The following is a 16,769-nucleotide window of genomic DNA, read 5'->3' as shown; positions in this document are numbered from 1 at the left end:
TTTTAGTTTTCTTCACTTCCAAGAGCATATTTTGCTACTAAAGCTGCTATAATTCCACCAATAATAGGTGCAACTAAGAATATCCATAGTTGTGATATTGCAGCACCACCAGCAAATAATGCAGGTCCGATACTTCTTGCAGGGTTAACTGAAGTTCCAGTTAAAGGAATACCTACAAGGTGAACACATAATAATGAAAAACCTATTGTAATTCCTGCAAATTGAGGGTTTCCTTTTTTCCCTGTAACAGCCATAATAGCTAAAACAAATATAAATGTTAAAACTATTTCAACAAGTAATGCCCCTAAAACAGTTAAATGATTTACACCATTTTGACCAAAATTATTTAAAGGCATTTTATCAGATTTTAAGAATAACATTAAAATAAATGAAGCAAAAATACCACCTAAAACTTGAGCGATAATATATCCTACAAGATTTTTAACATCGATTCTTTTATTTACAAACATAGCAATTGAAACAGCTGGATTAATATGACATCCAGAAATACTTCCAATTACATAAACTAAAATAAGCTGAGAAATACCAAAAGCACAAGCAATCCCCAAAATACCAATGCCTTTAATTCCTCCACCTAAAACAGCAGCACCTGTTCCAATTAGAACAAGTATAAAAGTTCCTATAAATTCCGCAAAAAATTTTCTCATTAATAAAACTCCATTCTAAAATAAATTTACTTAACAAAGTATAAATAAAATTGAAAAAAAATACAAATTTCAAAAAAAAACCATTTATCATAAAAATAAAAGAAGATGTTTTCATATTGCTTATAAATGAATAGAATATATGATTATTTGTGAAAAAAATAAAAAATAAATTATAAAAATAACATTACTAAATTTGAATATATAAATAAAAGAGTACAAGGGTTGAAATAAAATGATAAAATATAAAATAAATAAAAAGTTGAGGTATAGGAATGAGATTAGATAAATTTTTGGCTCAAGCTGGGATAGGAAAAAGAAAAGATACTAGAAAATACATAGAAGATGGTTTAGTAAAAGTAAATGGAAAAATTATACATGTACCTGCTATAGAGATAAATGAAAATATGGATGTTATAGAATTAAATGAGGAAAAAGTAATAAAAAAAGAACAAGTATATTATATGTTAAATAAACCAAAAGGATACATAACAGCAACAAAAGATGAAATACATAAAACCGTATTTGATTTATTTGAAGAAGATATGAAAGGAATTTTTCATATTGGAAGGCTAGATAAAGATACAGAAGGATTATTGTTATTTACAAACGATGGAGAATTTGAACATAAAATCATGTATCCAGATAAACATATAGATAAAACTTATTTTTTTATAGCATTAGGAAATATAGATGAAGACAAGAAGCAATCTTTAGAAAAAGGAGTTTATATAAATAAAGGAGAAGTTTTAACAAAGGAAGCAGAAATAAATAATATTAGAAATTTTCAAAATCTTCTTCAGTTAGAAGAAGGGATAAAAGAGAAAATTGATATTAGTGAAATAAGTTATATAAATCAAAATATTGTATGTGGTGAACTTATTATAAAGGAAGGGAAAAAACATCAAGTAAAAAAAATGCTAAAATCAGTTGGATGCAAGGTTATTTTTTTACAAAGAATAGCAATAGGTAATTTAGAATTAGATAAAAAGTTAAAGCTAGGAGAATATAAGAAATTAAGAGAGAAAGAGAAAGAAAAAATATTTAGAGAAACTATTTAATTGCGTAAAAATTATTATCTAGGATATAATTAAAATAAAAAAGGATTTATGGAGGGGGAGCATGAACATTAATGTGGATGAGATAAAAAGAGAATTAGAATGTTATAATCCTAAAGTAATCTATTTGTTTGGATCAGCAGCAAGAAATGAGCTTAGAGAAGATAGTGATATAGATATAGCTTTTTTAGGAAAGTTAAATTTAAATGAATATGATATTTTTATGAAAGCTCAAGAACTTGCTTTTTTATTGAAAAGAGATGTGGATTTAATTGATTTAAGAAAAGCATCTACAGTGTTTAAAAAAGAAGTTGTAGAAAAAGGTAAAGTTATAAGCTGTAATGATAATAATGAGAGAATGTTGTTTGAAATGAGAACATTAAAAGAGTATGCTATGTTAAATGAAGAAAGAAATGAAATTATTAAAAATATAAGAGAGCGTGGTAGTGTTTATGGGAACGGATATAATTCTAAATAAAATAGAAACAATTGAGAGATGTATATATAGAATAAAAGAAGTCTATGCAAATAATAAAGAAAATCTAGAGGATTATACAAAGCAAGATTCAATAATACTTAATATACAAAGAGCTTGTGAAGCATCTATTGATTTAGCAATGCATATAATATCAGAAAAAAAATTAGGCATTCCACAGACTAGTAGAGATGCATTTGAGGTTTTATGTAAAAATGGAATGATTGATAAAGATTTAAATAAAAATCTAGGAGCAATGGTTGGTTTTAGAAATATTGCAGTGCATGACTATAAAAAAATAAATTTAGAAATAGTTAGAATGATAATAGAAAAACATTTAGAAGATTTTAATGAATATGTTTATTATATAAATAAATTACTTTAAGCTATGCTTATTTAGAAATTTGACTGGACACATTTGTGTCCAGTTTTTTTGTAAGCTTAATCAGGGGGATTTTTAATCCTATCAAATAAATATTCCCATGTACCATTTCCTCCAGCAATTGGAGTGCCTACAGCACCACCGAATGTAGGTGTAAGATAGGCAAAAATAATAGCATTAAGCATAGGTTTATCTATACGTAATTTATTATATGAATCACTTATAGAATTTAATGATTCATTAAACTCTATAAGTGATATATCATGGTCTAAATATTTTTTGGTTACAATTTTTAAACCCTCGATTAAGTAATTTATATCAGATAGTAAAATAGTTTTATTATTAATATCAATATTCTCTACTATGGGATATTTTTCATTTGTTATTGATCTTAATAGTTTAAAATAATCAAAAAGTCCTTCAGCTTTTTTGATTGTTTTTTTATGGGTTAAGCTTTTCTTAAACAAGATAATTCATTCCTTTCTATATTAAAATCAGTATTTAGGTAAAGTAGAGGAATAGTTTAAAATATCAGTTAAAGGAAAAACACTATCACCTGTAACAAATGGAGGATTAACTAAAAAACATGCTAAAACTGGAAAATCTGATTTTAAAAGATCAAAAGTTTCTATATGTTTTTCAAGTTCATACTCTAAGTCTGAAAAAGTAAGAGTATTATCTTTATAAGAACAAATATCTTTTTCAAATTTTTTCATTAAATTAGTTAAGTTTTCTAATATTAAATCCTGCTCAGAGGTGTCATTATCTAGTATTGGATATTTAGTTTCAACACAGGTATAAATATATTCTAAGCGATTATAGAAACCATTAATTCTTTGAAAAATATGTTTTTTATGAATTTTGTTGAACATAAAAATCACTTCCTTTTAATAACCAGGTGATAATATAAATATGAGACCACCTATTATTATTATAAATAATAGTATTATATTTTTTAATCTTGTTGATGATATTTTCATAAAAGCATTTTGTAATTCTCTTATTAGAGAATTTCCTCCTAGTATTTTGATATTAAAATTAAAAATTTAATCTTAATATCATAGTATAATAAAAGCTTTAAGTATATCAAATTAACTAATTTAGAGTAATAGAAATCATTGTTTAAAAACACTAATAAACTAATAGAATAATATTATATGGAAGTGATAATTTTATTATTAAATCCATTCGTATATGAAATAACTATATTTTGGTTGATACACAGTATTAAAAATAAAACCAATGATAAATTTGATTTTAGCATTGGTTTTATCATTTTTAGTAATTAGATTATATTTTGAATTCTTTATTTATATAGGTATATAGATAGGAGATTATCTTGGATAAATAAAAGCTGCAGGTATAATTATTTCTATATTTTCTTTACTAATATTAGTTTCATGACTTATTAATTCTAAAAAATCATCTTTGCTTAACGTACAATCTAATCGATATCCATTGTCGGAATATGCTCTCCATGTTCCTATCTTCATAAGATTTGGATATTCACTTATATTAGGTTTAGGAACTTTAAATGAAACAATATAATCGATTTCATCACCACCATTTAAGGATGTGAAAAATTTGAAAAAATCTTTAACACTCATAAAATATCTCCTTTAAATTTTAATTAGAACTTATTATATTATTATAAAATAAATTACAAATAATGTAAATTATATATATTTAATTAGATAAAACCCTTATAGTGGAGGCTATAAGGGCTTTTTAATATATAAAGTTATTTAAATTAAAAATTATTAGCTCACATTCGTGTTTAAAAGTTTGGCAAAATCACCATTTAAGGATTTTAAAGTTTTGAAATCGCCAACTTCTGAAATCTTACCATTTTTCATAAATAGAATACTGTCATACTTACTAAGCATTTCTTTATCTAATTTATGAGTAATAGTTAAGATTGTAAGATCATCTTGAGTAAGTAAAGTTTGTTCAATATCACTTGCAGTTTTTAAGTCTAGAGCAGAAGTTCCTTCATCTAAAATTAAAAGTGGAGTTTTTCTTATTAAAGCTCTAGCAATAGCAATTCTTTGTTTTTGACCACCAGATAGATTAGATCCATTTTCACCAACTGAAGTATTAATACCTTGAGTTAAATTAGATAAAAATTTATTTACACCACTAACATTTAGTGCATGATTTAATTCTTCGTTTGTAAAATCTTTAGATAGGGTAATATTTTCTCGTATATCTTTATTAAACATATAGACATTCTGATGAATTACAGACATAAATTTACCTATACTGTTAGAGTTTATATCTTTAATTTCAGAATTATCAATTTGCACATTACCAGTATAGTTAGGATAATAGCCAAGTAAAATTTTAATTAAAGTAGTTTTTCCACAGCCACTTTCTCCAACTAAAGCATATTTTTTATTCTTTTCAAATTTGAAGTGTAAATTATCTAATATAATTTTATCGTCACTATAAGAAAAGCTTAAATCATTAATAGAGATTTTATCATTAAAGACTTTTAAAGGTTCTCTATTATCTGGAACTTCCCCTTGTTTAATTATAGTTAAAAGTTTTTCATTCACTTCAGACATTCCTTTTATCATAGTAGCTTTTTGAATAATCCACATTATAGGACCAGAAACACCATTTCCTAAATTTAAAATAGCTATTAATGAACCAACAGTTATACTTCCATTTATTAAAAAGAACCCACCAACAATGGTACCAGATATTTGACAACCAATTGCAAGGATTAAAGAAACAGCATTAGCAATAGCTGTTAAATGGAGAGATTTAAATTTAGATTTCGAAAGCTCTAAATTTTTTTGCTTAAATTCAGACGAGCTTTCTTTTTCAATATCATAAGACTTAATTACTTCATATCCAGCAAAAATATCTTTTATATTTTGAGTGAAAAAATTAAGATTTTCTGAAAGGGTATTTTGTCTATGACTTAAAGGTTTACTAAATAACATAGGAACAATAAGCATTAAAGCTCCAGTTATAAAAAGAACTAATGTTACCCATGGATTTATATATAGAAGAACAAAAACAGTACCAATAAAGATAACAATGTCACCAATCATCATTAGATAGGGAATAATATAATTATTTTCAATTAAATTTATATCATTAGTAAGATTAGAAATATAAGAAGCAGTGTCAGAAGAGGTAAAATCACTATGATTTTTATTCATGACACCTTTAAAAATATCTTCTCTTAAATAGTTTAAAGTTTTTCTTAAATAAACGGCTTGACTAGCTCCTGTAAGGTAATCATTTGCACCCATTAAAATAAAATAAACTAAAGAGAAGATAGAGATTTTATAGAAGGCTGAAAGATTTCCAGAAACAGCAGTATCTACAATATTTCTTATAAGCAAGGCAACAAAAACTTGCATTAAAGCACCAATTGACCGGATAGTGACTGTGGTAAAAAGCAGTCCCTTAAATTTGAAAATATATTTATTCATAAATTCTTTTTGAAGATATATCAAGATAAGTTTAAATTCTGATATATCTCATCCTCCTTTTATATAAAATTAAAAATAATACGTTAGAAATAAAGTAGAACATCTTGACCATATAGATGCTCTACAAATTATTGAATAAATCAATCAAGACGAAGTTTATTATTTAGAAGATCTAGAAAAAGCTTTGTATTTTTTTTGTCTAAATAATAATAGCATTTATTATCTTTTTCTTTAAAGTATGCTATATCAATAGTAACAAAGGTTTGTAAATGATGATTTATTGTAGATGCAGCTAAATTAAGCTTTTTTGCTAGTTCATGAGTATAGTAAGGTCTTTCAGATAATAAGAAAAGAATTTTTTGGCGTGTCTTATCACCTAGAAGTTTTAAGAATCTTTCTAGATTATTTTCAATAGTTGTAAATTCAAATACTTCAATATTTTTATAACCTACATATGCGCATGGATTAGGGGAAGATAAATCATCTATCATAACACCAACCAAACTAAAATAAGACATACATACAGTAAGGTTCATATTAGAATCGAGTTTTAAACCTAGCCTATCTAAAAAATTAGAGCAGAAGAACTTTTCTTTATCAGAGTTATATAAATTTATATATACTTCTTCTTCTTTTTCTAAAATAGATAGAATCTCTGGTTCTAAAGGTTTATAAACTTCTGCAAGTTTATTTATAATATATCTTAATCTCATTTTGGTTTCTTCAGGGGAATCATAAAGATCTAATATAATTTCTTTATCCTCATCAGATAATTCTGTAAGGTTTCTAATATAATTTTTCATTAAAACTAAATCATGTTTAACATCATCCCAGCCTTTATTATCATCAATTAGTTTTTCACCGAGAAAGCATCCACCTATATAGTTAAAAAGAGTTTCTATATCACACTCATCGAATACTTTAAAGTAATCATCAATAGTGTATATATCATAATCATGAATAAAGCCCCAAAATATTACGTGAAAGGCATAGATTTCATCAAAAAAAGTGAATTCTTGCTTTTGATAAGATGTAAGTGAAGAATAAAGTATATCAGCGTATTCAATAAGTTTAGTTGGTTTAGAGAAAGTGAAAAGTGATTCAGCCTCTAAAACTTTATTAAGTGGTTTAAAGAGTACCCAACGAGCAAACTCTACTACAGGTTTTTTTATAAAAGTTACAGTCATCATATAAATATCATCTCCTTATTAGATAATCAGCTAATACCAATATATGGTATATGGGATATATTGTCAATATATTTTTGAAAATAAAAAAAGGATTTTCTTATTTTTAGAAAATCCTTTATAAAAATTCTTATATTTGGTTTCTATATTGAATAGGAGATACCCCAGTAAATTTTTTAAATGTTTTAGAAAAATGGCTTGTATCACAGTAATAAAGCAAGTTTGATATTTCTAATATAGGCTTTGTAGAAGTTTTTAATAATAATTTTGCACGTTCTATCTTCATCTTATGAACATAGTTAGTTATAGAGATATTCATCACATCTTTAAAAAGAGAACTTAAATAAGACGGAGAATTATTAAAATCTTTTGCCATTTGATTAAGAGAAAAATTGTCTTCTATATGTAAATGTATGTATTTTATCATGTTGTTGATCAAGAAATTACTTTTATTTTCTTGACCATTTAGAGATTTATGAATATATGAATCAAATATAGAAAGTTCTAAGGCATGAAGAGATTTAATACTTTTGCAAGATAAAATATTTTTATAAATATTTTGATAAAGAATAACTATAGAATCATTATTTACTGCACTTTGAAGTAATCCTTTAGCAAGAAAAGCATTCCAAATAATTAAATGATGCTTTTTAGTTTCAATATCTATTAGGGAATTTTCTTCAAGTGCTTGTCTAGCTTTTATGTTTTCCATAATGGAATTATAGTTGTTATTTTGAACTAACATATAAAAATCAGTATCTAAAAATGGTAGATATGTATCTAATGAAATATCAGTAATCATAAAAATCCTCCATGAAATTAATTTATAGATATTATACAAAAAATATACAAAAAATACAAATAATATAAAAGGGGAAAAATGCTGAAATGATATAATTTAAAATACATATTTGGGAATAATAGGGGGATGAAATGGATTTAGAATTGAAAAACAAATTAAAGAAGATAACATGGCCGATATTAGTAGAAATGATTTTAATGTCTCTTTTAGGAAGTATGGATATTTTTATGCTTGGAAAATATTCAGATAATGCTGTAGCAGTTGTGGGGATAATTAATCAATTGGTGTGGATGATTAATTTAGCTTTTTGTATAACAACAGCAGGTACATCAGTTTTATTAACTCAATATTTAGGTGCAAAAAAATCTGGGGATGATATAGTTCAAATTTGTGGAATATCTATTGGACTTAATGGAATTTTGGGGATAATTCTTAGTGTTCTTGTTGTAGGAACAGGAAAAGGATTATTTCATTTATTAAATACACCATTAGAATTAATAGAACTAGGAAATGGGTATATGCAAATAATTGTAGGATGTTCTTTTGTTATAGCTATAATGATGACTTTCACAGCTATTTTAAGGGCTCATGGATTAACAAAAATTTGTATGAAAATAACTTTAATAATGAATGGGATAAATATTATAGGAAACTATTGTCTTATATTTGGTAAGTTTGGATTTCCAGAGCTTGGAGTTAGCGGAGCTGCAATAGCAACAACTTTTAGTAGAATAGTAGCATTAATAATTTTAGGTTATCAAGTATATAAATTAGTACTGCATAAGCTAACTATAAAGATAGTGAAGAATTTTTCTAAAGAGCATTTTAGTAATATAGTGAAGATTGGAATTCCAACAGTAGGAGAACAATTTTCTTATAATATAACTCAATTAATAATAACTAGCTTCATTAATACAATGGCTATAAGCAGTATAGCAACTAAAGGATATATAAATAATATAATATTTTTATCATTTATGTTTTCAGCGGCAGTAGGACAAGGAGCTAGTATAGTAATTGGACAGTTAATAGGAGAAGGTGAAGGGGATAAAGCCTATGAATTATATAGATACAGTATAAAAATATCTATGATTATTACTGTTGTAGAAAGTTTTGTATTAGTATTTTTAGGGCGAGTTATATTAGGGTTCTTTACTGATAATGAAGCTATTATTACATTAGGAGTAATAATATTAGTAATCGATGTTTTATTAGAACCAGGACGTGCAATGAATTTAGTTGGAATAAATGGAATAAGAGCAACTGGAGATGTTAAATATCCTGTATATATAGCTATATTTTCTATGTGGATATTTGCAGTTGGACTAGCCTATTTTTTAGGAATAGTCTTAAAACTTGGATTACCTGGAATATGGATTGCATTTGCAGTAGATGAATGGGTTAGAGGAATTTTAATTTATAAGAGATGGAAGTCTAGAAAATGGGTAACTAAACTGTTACAACAAATTTAAATAAAACTATACAACTATGTATAGAAGTATAGATTTAAAAACAGAAAGCCCTCTGTATCTAGTGATAGGTGCAGACTCGGAGTTAATTGCTTTTAATCCCTAAAGCCTTACTACCAAAGCAGAGTTAGAAATGACAAGTGTAACGGTGCGAAAGCAGAAAAAAGTGTAAGGATAACCTAAGTTGAAATAAAATCTAATTAGGTTCTATGAATGGATAATCGTGGCACATAGAATACGTTAGGCACTAAGGGTTTTAATAATGGGTGTTTAGCAGGGAATGTCCTAAGTCTTTTAAGATATGGATAACCTTCAACGACTATCTCCTTGAGGGAGAGTAAAACCACAAGCTAAGGGTGGAGGAAAAATACCGTATCTCTGTAGAGATAAAGATATAGTCTACGCTTATGTGAAAGCATAAGAGGTCTACCAGTAATGGAAAGACTGCTATAATGTTGCGAATTATAGTGAATGAGAAAAATATATATAAATCTAGTAAATGTGGATATTTAATCTCTTAATATAGGAATACTATAATTAAGAGATGGTACAGAAAATAATTTGCAAAATCTTGTATCATCATTAGGAGGTGATATAAGTGTTAACAGGAATTAAAATAAAATTAAATCCTACAGAAGAACAAGAAATTTTATTTTGGAAATCTGCTGGAGTAGCTAGATGGTCTTATAATTATTTCTTAGCAGAAAGTAATAATTACTATAATGAAAATAAGAAAAGTCTTAAAGAAAGTGATGTTAGAAAACATATAAATAATGTTTTGAAGAAAACAACACATACTTGGCTTAAAGAAGTTGGTAGTAATGTTATGAAGCAAGGAGTAAAAGATGCAAATTTAGCTAGAGATAGGTGGTTTAAAGGATTAGGCAATAAACCTAAATTTAAAAGCAGAAGAAAAAATAAAATTAGTTTTTATGTAAATTATGAAAATTTAAAGAAAGTTAAAGGCGGTTTTAGAGGTGAAAAGATTGGTTTTGTGAAAACTTATGGAGCATTACCAAAATTAAAAGTAGGTGAAAAATATTCTAATCCTAGAATATCATTTGATGGTAGAAGCTGGTTTCTATCAGTTGGATATGATAGAAAATTCGAACCTGTTAAGTTAACAGGAAAGAGTTTAGGAATTGACGTTGGAATAAAAAAACTTGCAGTTTGTTCAGAGGGTAAAGTTAAAAAGAACATTAACAAAACTAAAAGAGTTAAGTTCTTGAAAAAGAAGCTAAAAAGAGAACAACGTAAGTTAAGCCGAAAGATAGAAAATAATATTTCAAGTTATACTAAAACTAGAAAGCCCATTTATAAAAAGCCTTTAAAGGATATAAAAAACATCCAAAAACAAAATAATATTATTCGTAATTTATATAAAAAACTTAACGATATAAGAACTAACCATTTACATCAAACAACAAATGCTATTGTGAAAACCAAGCCTAGCAGAATTGTAATGGAGACTCTTAATATCAAAAATATGATGAAGAATAAACACTTAGCAAAAGCTATTGCAGAACAAAGTTTATATGAATTTAAAAGACAAATTAAATATAAATGTAAAAAGTATGGAATAGAGTTTGTAGAAGCTGATAAATGGTATCCTTCATCAAAAAAATGTTCTTGTTGTGGAAATATCAAGAAAGACCTAAAACTTAAAGATAGAATATATAAATGTTCTTGCGGTCTTAAAATTGATAGAGATTTAAATGCAAGTATAAATTTAGCAAATTATCCAATTCAGAACATCTAACCTAAAATAGATTCTGAATATGTACCTAGCGATACTGGGGAATTTAAGCCTTTGGACTATCATACAGAACCAAAGTAGTATGTGGTGTATCATTACAAAATGGGATAGATGAAGAAGGAAGATACAATACGAAAGTCTTAGGATATAAGTTGTATCACAGTATAAATATTTATATTTAAATAGAAATGTATATATTTTTCGTATCGGAAAGTAAAGCTTTTGTGCAATTTGCATAAAAGCTTTAAAAATAAATAAAAAGGGTGAGAGGTATGAGAAAAAAGTTAAATAAACTAATGGGGGTATTACTAACAACTATTTTGTTAATTGGAATAGTTGGCTGTGGAAGCGAGAATGGAAAAGTTTCTAAGGAAGACTACAATGGAAGAGTATTTTATGAAATATTTGTAAGAGCATTTAATGATAGTAATGGTGATGGAATTGGTGATATTAATGGTGTAACAGAAAAGTTAGATTATCTACAAGATTTAGGAATAGGAGGCATTTGGTTAATGCCTATAAATTCATCACCAAGCTATCATGGATATGATGTAATTGATTATAAAGAAATAAATAAAGAATATGGAACAATGGATGATTTTAAAAATCTTTTAGAGGAAGCACATAAGAGGGATATAAAAATTTATATAGATATGGTGATAAATCATTCTTCTAGTGAAAATATGTGGTTCAAAGAAGCTAGTGAAGGAAAAGAAAATAGATATAGAGATTATTATATATGGACAGATGATAAGAAAGAAGCATCAATGATGTCTCCAATGGGAACTATGCCTTGGGCAAAAGTAAATAAAAATGATGATGAATTTTATTATGGAATTTTTTGGAGTGGAATGCCAGATTTAAATTTAGATAATGAAAAGGTAAAAACTGAATTAAAAGATATCGCAAAATTCTATATTGATATGGGTGTAGATGGATTTAGAATGGATGCTGTAAAGTGGTTTCATAATGAAGCAGAAGAAAATAATAGATTTATAGAGGAATATTCAGAATACTGTAAGAGTTTAAATGAAGACTTTAAATTAGTAGGAGAGGTTTGGGATAGTGCATTTTCTATGGCACAATATCAAAATTCGCTGGATAGTTTTTTTGATTTCTCATTAGGAGAGAAGATAACAAAAGGGTTGTTAGGAGAGAATATAGAGAAACTACCGGAATCTATAAAATATAATTATGAATTATATACAGAGGAAAATCCAGAGTTTATAGTAGCTCCTTTTTTAAGTAATCATGATCAAAATAGAATAATGAATACTTTAGGAAGTTCAGAGAAAAAAATGAAAATGGCAGCAAGTATTTATTTAACATTGCCAGGAACTCCATATATTTATTATGGAGAAGAAGTTGGTATGAAGGGAATAAAACCTGATGAAGATATAAGAGAACCTTTTATTTGGGATAATAAAGATTTATCAAAAAATACTAAATGGAGAAAATCCACTAATGATTTAGATAAAATTGCTTTAAATGCTCAAAAAGAAGATGAGGATTCATTATACAATTTCTATAAAGAAATTATAAATGTAAGAAATAATAATAGTTCACTTCAGTTTGGGGATATAGAAAAAATAGAATCAGGAAAGTCAGAAATTATGATAATGAAAAGATCATATGAAAAAGAAACATCATATGTAATTATAAATAGTAAAGACAAGGATACAGAAGTAAAGTTAGAGAAAGGAAAATATAAAGTACTATTTAGTAGTGAGAGAGATGAAGATGAGATTAAAGTGAAAGAGGAAATAAACTTAAAGGGTGGAGAAATTATAATTTTAAAAAAATAAAGCTAATGGATATCATAAATATAGTGTTTATGATATCCGTTAGAAATACATAAAAAAAATGTTAAAAATTTTTTAACATTTTTAACAAAAAGTATTGTTTTTGTAAATAAATGGTGATAGAATGATAAATGTAGAAAACGTTTCCTCGAGAGGGAGGAAGAAAGAAATTTTTAGTATAGAAAATTAAGTAAATATAAAACTTAAATTAAAAGGGAATATTAAAGAAAAAACTGGAAAGGTTTCCGAATTTTTAAAGAGGAGGAGATTTATTATTTAAGCTTCTTTGGAAAGGGTTCCAGAAATGAGAAAATATTAGGGGGATTAAGATGGCAGGATTAGTTTTTAAAAATCTTTATAAAATTTATGAGAATGGGTTTGAAGCTGTAAAAGACTTTAATTTAGAAATAGAGGATAGGGAGTTTATAGTATTTGTAGGACCTTCAGGATGTGGGAAATCAACTACACTTAGAATGGTAGCTGGATTAGAAGAAATTAGTGAAGGTGAATTATATATAGGAGATAATATTGTAAATGATAAAGCACCTAAAGATAGGGATATTGCAATGGTATTCCAAAACTATGCTTTATATCCACATATGACTGTATATGATAATATGGCTTTTGGTCTTAAGTTAAGAAAGCTTCCTAAAGCAGAAATAGAAACGAAAGTTAGAAATGCTGCAAAGATTCTAGATATTGAATATCTTTTAGATAGAAAGCCGAAAGCACTTTCAGGAGGACAAAGACAAAGGGTTGCAATGGGAAGAGCGATAGTTAGAAATCCACAAGTTTTCTTGATGGACGAGCCTCTATCAAATCTTGATGCAAAGCTAAGAGTTCAAATGAGAATTGAGATTTCAAAATTATATAAAGAACTTAATACAACATTTATTTATGTTACACATGATCAAACTGAGGCAATGACTTTAGGAACAAGGATTGTAGTAATGAAAGATGGTGTAGTTCAACAAGTTGATACACCAAATGAAATATATAATAATCCAGTAAATATGTTTGTAGCAGGATTTATAGGAAGTCCACAAATGAACTTCTTATATGGAAAAGTAACTACAGAAAGTGAAAAAGCCTATGTAGAAGTTAACGGTAATAAAATTGAGTTAAATGAAGAGAAAAAAGAAAAATTAGAAAATGCAAATTGTTTAAATAAAGAAATTATTTTAGGAATTAGACCAGAAAAAATAATTTTTGAAACTGGGGAAGAAAGAAAAGGGGATATTAGATTTGAAAGTGAAATAGAGTTATTAGAAAACTTAGGATCAGAAACTTATATTCATACAAAGCTAGGAGATAAAACTTTAGTTATAAAAACAAAAAGTGGATTTACAAAAAAAATAGGAGAAAAATTCACATTTATTATAAATTCAAATGATTTTCATGTGTTTGATGAAGAAACTCAAAACACAGTTATATAAAAAGGGTATTAAAAGGGTTAGTTTAAATTAAAAATTTAAATATATAAAGTTTATGGAGGGGAATTATATGATAAAGAAAAGATTATTAGCATGTATTATGGCTACAGTAGTAGCAGGATCGATTTTCACAGGATGTGGAGGCGCATCAAAATCTGGGGGAAAAGATGGACAAGAAATAACTGTTTGGACAAAAGTTAAAGATGGAGAAATGAAGACAATTGAGGAAGAAGCAAAAGCTTGGGGAGAAAAGACAGGAAACACTGTAAAAGTTGTTAATGATGAAGGTGGATATCAAGAATTCTTACAAGCAGCAAACTCAAGTAAGGGGCCAGATGTGTATATCGGAATGCCACATGATAACTTAGCATCATTTTATGAGTCAGGATTATTAGAAGAAATTCCAGAAGGAAAATTTGATAAAACTAAATATGCAACAGATAGTGTTTGGGGAGCAACAGCATTTGAAGGTAAAAACTATGCAGTTCCAATGGCACAAGAAACTGTAGCATTATTCTATAATAAAGATAAAGTAAAAGAAGTGCCAAAAACTATGGAAGCATTAGTTGATATGGCTAAAAAAGATAAATTAGGATTCCAAATAGACTTAGGAAACTTCTATATTACAGGAGGAATCGTACAAACTTTAGGTGGATACATCTTTGGTGGTGAGCAAGGAGATTTAAAAGCAGATGATATCGGACTTGCTAATGATGGAGCAGTAAAAGGATATAAATTCTTAGGAGATTTAGTTAGAACTGATAAATTAATGCCAGTTGATATAACTGGAGATATAGCTTCAACTAACTTTAAAGAAGGAGAATCAGCATTCTATATTTCAGGACCATGGGATGTAGAGCAATTTGAAGAAGCTGGATTAAACTTTGGTGTAGCTCCAGTTCCAACAATTGGTGGGAATAAATATAAGTCTTTCTTAGGTGTTCAAACAGCATTTGTAAGTGCTAAATCAAACAACAAAGACTTAGCATTTGATTTCTTATCAGATTTAGTAAATAACAGAAGTGAAGAGTTATTTAAAGTTGGAAATAGAATTCCTGTATTAAATGATGTTTTAGAAAGTGATGCTATAAAAGAAAACAAATATTTACAAGGTTTTGTAGATCAATCTAAAGTAGCAGTTCCAATGCCAAACATTTTAGAAATGCAAGCAGTATGGAATGCAACTTCACAAATTACAAGAGTTTATAAAGGTGAAGATGCTAAAAAGGTAGCTGATGACATCGTTAGCGCAGTTAAAAAGGGTATAGAAACACAACAATAATAATAAAAGGATAGAGAAACTATTCTCTATCCTTTAATAATAATTAAATTCTTTAGCAAAATGGGAGAGGGGTATTATGAGTAAGAAAAAAGTAACCATAAAAGATAATTTTAGAGCTGTTAAGTTTTTGTCACCTGCAATAATAAGTATGATAATACTAACAGTTATTCCTATAATATATACGATTATAATAGCATTTACGAATTATAATATAAAAACATTAAATAAAGGGTGGAATTTTGTTGGATTAAAAAATTTCAAAGACGTTTTATTTGGACCATTAAAGGAAGTTTTTTTACCGGTGTTTGGTTGGACAATAGTTTCAGCAACAATTATTACATTAGGTGGTTTTGCAGTAGGACTAATATATGCTTTAGTTTTATCTAATAAAAATATGAAAGAATCTGCAATATATAAAGGTTTTTTAGTTATTCCATGGGCATTACCAGCAGCAATAATTACAATATCTTTTACAGGATTATTAAATAGTCAATATGGAGCAATAAATGGAATATTAATGAACTTAAATTTAATATCTGAACCAATAATGTGGCTTACAGAAGCAGGACCTGCAAGATTTGCAGTATTAGTAATAAGTATTTGGCTTGGATTCCCATATATGATGAATGTTTGTATAGGAGCATTATCAGCTATTCCAGAAACATATTATGAAGCAGCAAGCATAGATGGAGCTTCAACATTACAAAAATTCTTTAAGATTACATTACCATCACTTGCAAATACAGCATTCCCATTATTAATAGGGTCATGGTCATTTAATTTTGGTAGCTTTACAGCAGCATTCCTTTTATTAGGAGGAGGGCCTGTAAGACCTGATTCACCTTTTGCAGGATATACAGATGTATTAGGGTCAGCAGCTTATAAAATGACAACTCAATTTGGTAGATTTGATTTAGGAGCAGCTCTTTCAATTATATTATTCTTAATTGTAGGAACAATAGCCTTCTTCCAAATGAGAGCATCAGGACAATTTAAGGGGGAATAGAAG

General features: G+C 27.2%; 16 protein-coding genes. 9 read left to right on the top strand and 7 right to left on the bottom strand.

Features of this window, described 5'->3' with window-relative positions:
* Positions 1 to 2: 2 nt before the first annotated feature.
* Positions 3 to 668: an MIP family channel protein gene (locus tag Q0W06_RS06525; protein ID WP_297633030.1), complete on the bottom strand. Its 666-nt coding sequence runs from the start codon at positions 666 to 668 to the stop codon at positions 3 to 5.
* A gap of 272 nt (positions 669 to 940) precedes the next feature.
* Between Q0W06_RS06525 and Q0W06_RS06520 the strand changes: the two genes are divergently transcribed.
* The 3 genes from Q0W06_RS06520 to Q0W06_RS06510 all read left to right on the top strand — a co-directional run bounded on the left by Q0W06_RS06520 (position 941) and on the right by Q0W06_RS06510 (position 2,583).
* Entirely contained in the window at positions 941 to 1,726 is a 786-nt protein-coding gene (locus tag Q0W06_RS06520; RefSeq protein WP_297633028.1) for a pseudouridine synthase, read from the top strand.
* 61 nt (positions 1,727 to 1,787) lie between these two features.
* Positions 1,788 to 2,201 (top strand): nucleotidyltransferase domain-containing protein, encoded by a 414-nt coding sequence (locus tag Q0W06_RS06515; RefSeq protein ID WP_297633026.1) that lies wholly within the window; start codon positions 1,788 to 1,790, stop codon positions 2,199 to 2,201.
* The gene (locus Q0W06_RS06510; protein WP_297633024.1) at positions 2,176 to 2,583 is read left to right on the top strand and encodes a DUF86 domain-containing protein; all 408 of its coding nucleotides are present in this window, start codon (positions 2,176 to 2,178) and stop codon (positions 2,581 to 2,583) included. Before Q0W06_RS06515 ends, Q0W06_RS06510 begins: the two co-directional genes overlap by 26 nt.
* A 56-nt stretch (positions 2,584 to 2,639) precedes the next feature.
* Here the strand turns inward: Q0W06_RS06510 and Q0W06_RS06505 are convergent, their stop codons facing one another.
* The 6 genes from Q0W06_RS06505 to Q0W06_RS06480 form a co-directional block, all read right to left on the bottom strand.
* On the bottom strand, positions 2,640 to 3,047 hold the full coding sequence (locus Q0W06_RS06505; RefSeq protein ID WP_297633022.1) for a hypothetical protein: 408 nt from the start codon (positions 3,045 to 3,047) through the stop codon (positions 2,640 to 2,642).
* Positions 3,048 to 3,074: 27 nt separating this feature from the next.
* Positions 3,075 to 3,452 (bottom strand): hypothetical protein, encoded by a 378-nt coding sequence (locus Q0W06_RS06500; RefSeq protein ID WP_297633020.1) that lies wholly within the window; start codon positions 3,450 to 3,452, stop codon positions 3,075 to 3,077.
* Between the two features lie 462 nt (positions 3,453 to 3,914).
* Positions 3,915 to 4,187, bottom strand: a complete 273-nt coding sequence (locus Q0W06_RS06495) for a hypothetical protein (RefSeq protein ID WP_297633018.1) — start codon at positions 4,185 to 4,187, stop codon at positions 3,915 to 3,917.
* A 153-nt stretch (positions 4,188 to 4,340) separates the two neighbouring features.
* Positions 4,341 to 6,029, bottom strand: coding sequence for an ABC transporter ATP-binding protein (locus Q0W06_RS06490; protein ID WP_297633016.1), 1,689 nt, complete (start codon positions 6,027 to 6,029; stop codon positions 4,341 to 4,343).
* Between the two features lie 140 nt (positions 6,030 to 6,169).
* Positions 6,170 to 7,219 (bottom strand): winged helix-turn-helix domain-containing protein, encoded by a 1,050-nt coding sequence (locus Q0W06_RS06485; RefSeq protein ID WP_297633014.1) that lies wholly within the window; start codon positions 7,217 to 7,219, stop codon positions 6,170 to 6,172.
* A gap of 127 nt (positions 7,220 to 7,346) precedes the next feature.
* A complete protein-coding gene (locus Q0W06_RS06480; protein ID WP_297633012.1) occupies positions 7,347 to 8,018 on the bottom strand; it encodes an AraC family transcriptional regulator in 672 nt (223 codons plus the stop codon).
* Positions 8,019 to 8,149: 131 nt separating this feature from the next.
* Here Q0W06_RS06480 and Q0W06_RS06475 point away from each other — a divergent pair, with 131 nt between their 5' ends.
* From Q0W06_RS06475 to Q0W06_RS06450, 6 genes are all read left to right on the top strand, one after another.
* Positions 8,150 to 9,490: an MATE family efflux transporter gene (locus tag Q0W06_RS06475; protein ID WP_297633010.1), complete on the top strand. Its 1,341-nt coding sequence runs from the start codon at positions 8,150 to 8,152 to the stop codon at positions 9,488 to 9,490.
* 595 nt (positions 9,491 to 10,085) lie between these two features.
* Complete coding sequence (locus Q0W06_RS06470; protein WP_297633008.1) at positions 10,086 to 11,246, top strand: transposase; 1,161 nt, start codon at positions 10,086 to 10,088, stop codon at positions 11,244 to 11,246.
* Between the two features lie 269 nt (positions 11,247 to 11,515).
* Positions 11,516 to 13,048 (top strand): alpha-amylase family glycosyl hydrolase, encoded by a 1,533-nt coding sequence (locus tag Q0W06_RS06465; protein ID WP_297633006.1) that lies wholly within the window; start codon positions 11,516 to 11,518, stop codon positions 13,046 to 13,048.
* Positions 13,049 to 13,374: 326 nt separating this feature from the next.
* Positions 13,375 to 14,481 carry a sn-glycerol-3-phosphate ABC transporter ATP-binding protein UgpC gene (gene ugpC, locus Q0W06_RS06460; protein WP_297633003.1) on the top strand — a complete coding sequence of 369 codons (1,107 nt, stop codon included), beginning with the start codon at positions 13,375 to 13,377 and terminating at the stop codon, positions 14,479 to 14,481.
* A gap of 67 nt (positions 14,482 to 14,548) precedes the next feature.
* A complete protein-coding gene (locus Q0W06_RS06455) occupies positions 14,549 to 15,760 on the top strand; it encodes a maltose ABC transporter substrate-binding protein (RefSeq protein ID WP_297633000.1) in 1,212 nt (403 codons plus the stop codon).
* Positions 15,761 to 15,836: 76 nt separating this feature from the next.
* Positions 15,837 to 16,766, top strand: a complete 930-nt coding sequence (locus Q0W06_RS06450) for a sugar ABC transporter permease (RefSeq protein WP_297632997.1) — start codon at positions 15,837 to 15,839, stop codon at positions 16,764 to 16,766.
* The last annotated feature ends 3 nt before the right edge of the window (positions 16,767 to 16,769 follow it).

Origin of the sequence: uncultured Clostridium sp. (assembly GCF_947072515.1) — a bacterium.
GTDB lineage: Bacteria > Bacillota > Clostridia > Clostridiales > Clostridiaceae > Clostridium.
This window is presented reverse-complemented; position numbering and strand designations above follow the sequence as displayed.

Bases quoted from the DNA above. Each gene is read 5' to 3' on its own strand.
- Q0W06_RS06525 (WP_297633030.1), bottom strand. From the start codon at position 668: ATGAGAAAATTTTTTGCGGAATTTATAGGAACTTTTATACTTGTTCTA.
- Q0W06_RS06465 (WP_297633006.1), top strand. From the start codon at position 11,516: ATGAGAAAAAAGTTAAATAAACTAATGGGGGTATTACTAACAACTATT.
- Q0W06_RS06500 (WP_297633020.1), bottom strand. From the start codon at position 3,452: ATGTTCAACAAAATTCATAAAAAACATATTTTTCAAAGAATTAATGGT.
- Q0W06_RS06520 (WP_297633028.1), top strand. From the start codon at position 941: ATGAGATTAGATAAATTTTTGGCTCAAGCTGGGATAGGAAAAAGAAAA.
- Q0W06_RS06495 (WP_297633018.1), bottom strand. From the start codon at position 4,187: ATGAGTGTTAAAGATTTTTTCAAATTTTTCACATCCTTAAATGGTGGT.
- Q0W06_RS06490 (WP_297633016.1), bottom strand. From the start codon at position 6,029: ATGAATAAATATATTTTCAAATTTAAGGGACTGCTTTTTACCACAGTC.
- Q0W06_RS06450 (WP_297632997.1), top strand. From the start codon at position 15,837: ATGAGTAAGAAAAAAGTAACCATAAAAGATAATTTTAGAGCTGTTAAG.
- Q0W06_RS06475 (WP_297633010.1), top strand. From the start codon at position 8,150: ATGGATTTAGAATTGAAAAACAAATTAAAGAAGATAACATGGCCGATA.
- Q0W06_RS06510 (WP_297633024.1), top strand. From the start codon at position 2,176: ATGGGAACGGATATAATTCTAAATAAAATAGAAACAATTGAGAGATGT.
- Q0W06_RS06485 (WP_297633014.1), bottom strand. From the start codon at position 7,219: ATGATGACTGTAACTTTTATAAAAAAACCTGTAGTAGAGTTTGCTCGT.
- Q0W06_RS06480 (WP_297633012.1), bottom strand. From the start codon at position 8,018: ATGATTACTGATATTTCATTAGATACATATCTACCATTTTTAGATACT.
- Q0W06_RS06515 (WP_297633026.1), top strand. From the start codon at position 1,788: ATGAACATTAATGTGGATGAGATAAAAAGAGAATTAGAATGTTATAAT.
- Q0W06_RS06455 (WP_297633000.1), top strand. From the start codon at position 14,549: ATGATAAAGAAAAGATTATTAGCATGTATTATGGCTACAGTAGTAGCA.
- ugpC (WP_297633003.1), top strand. From the start codon at position 13,375: ATGGCAGGATTAGTTTTTAAAAATCTTTATAAAATTTATGAGAATGGG.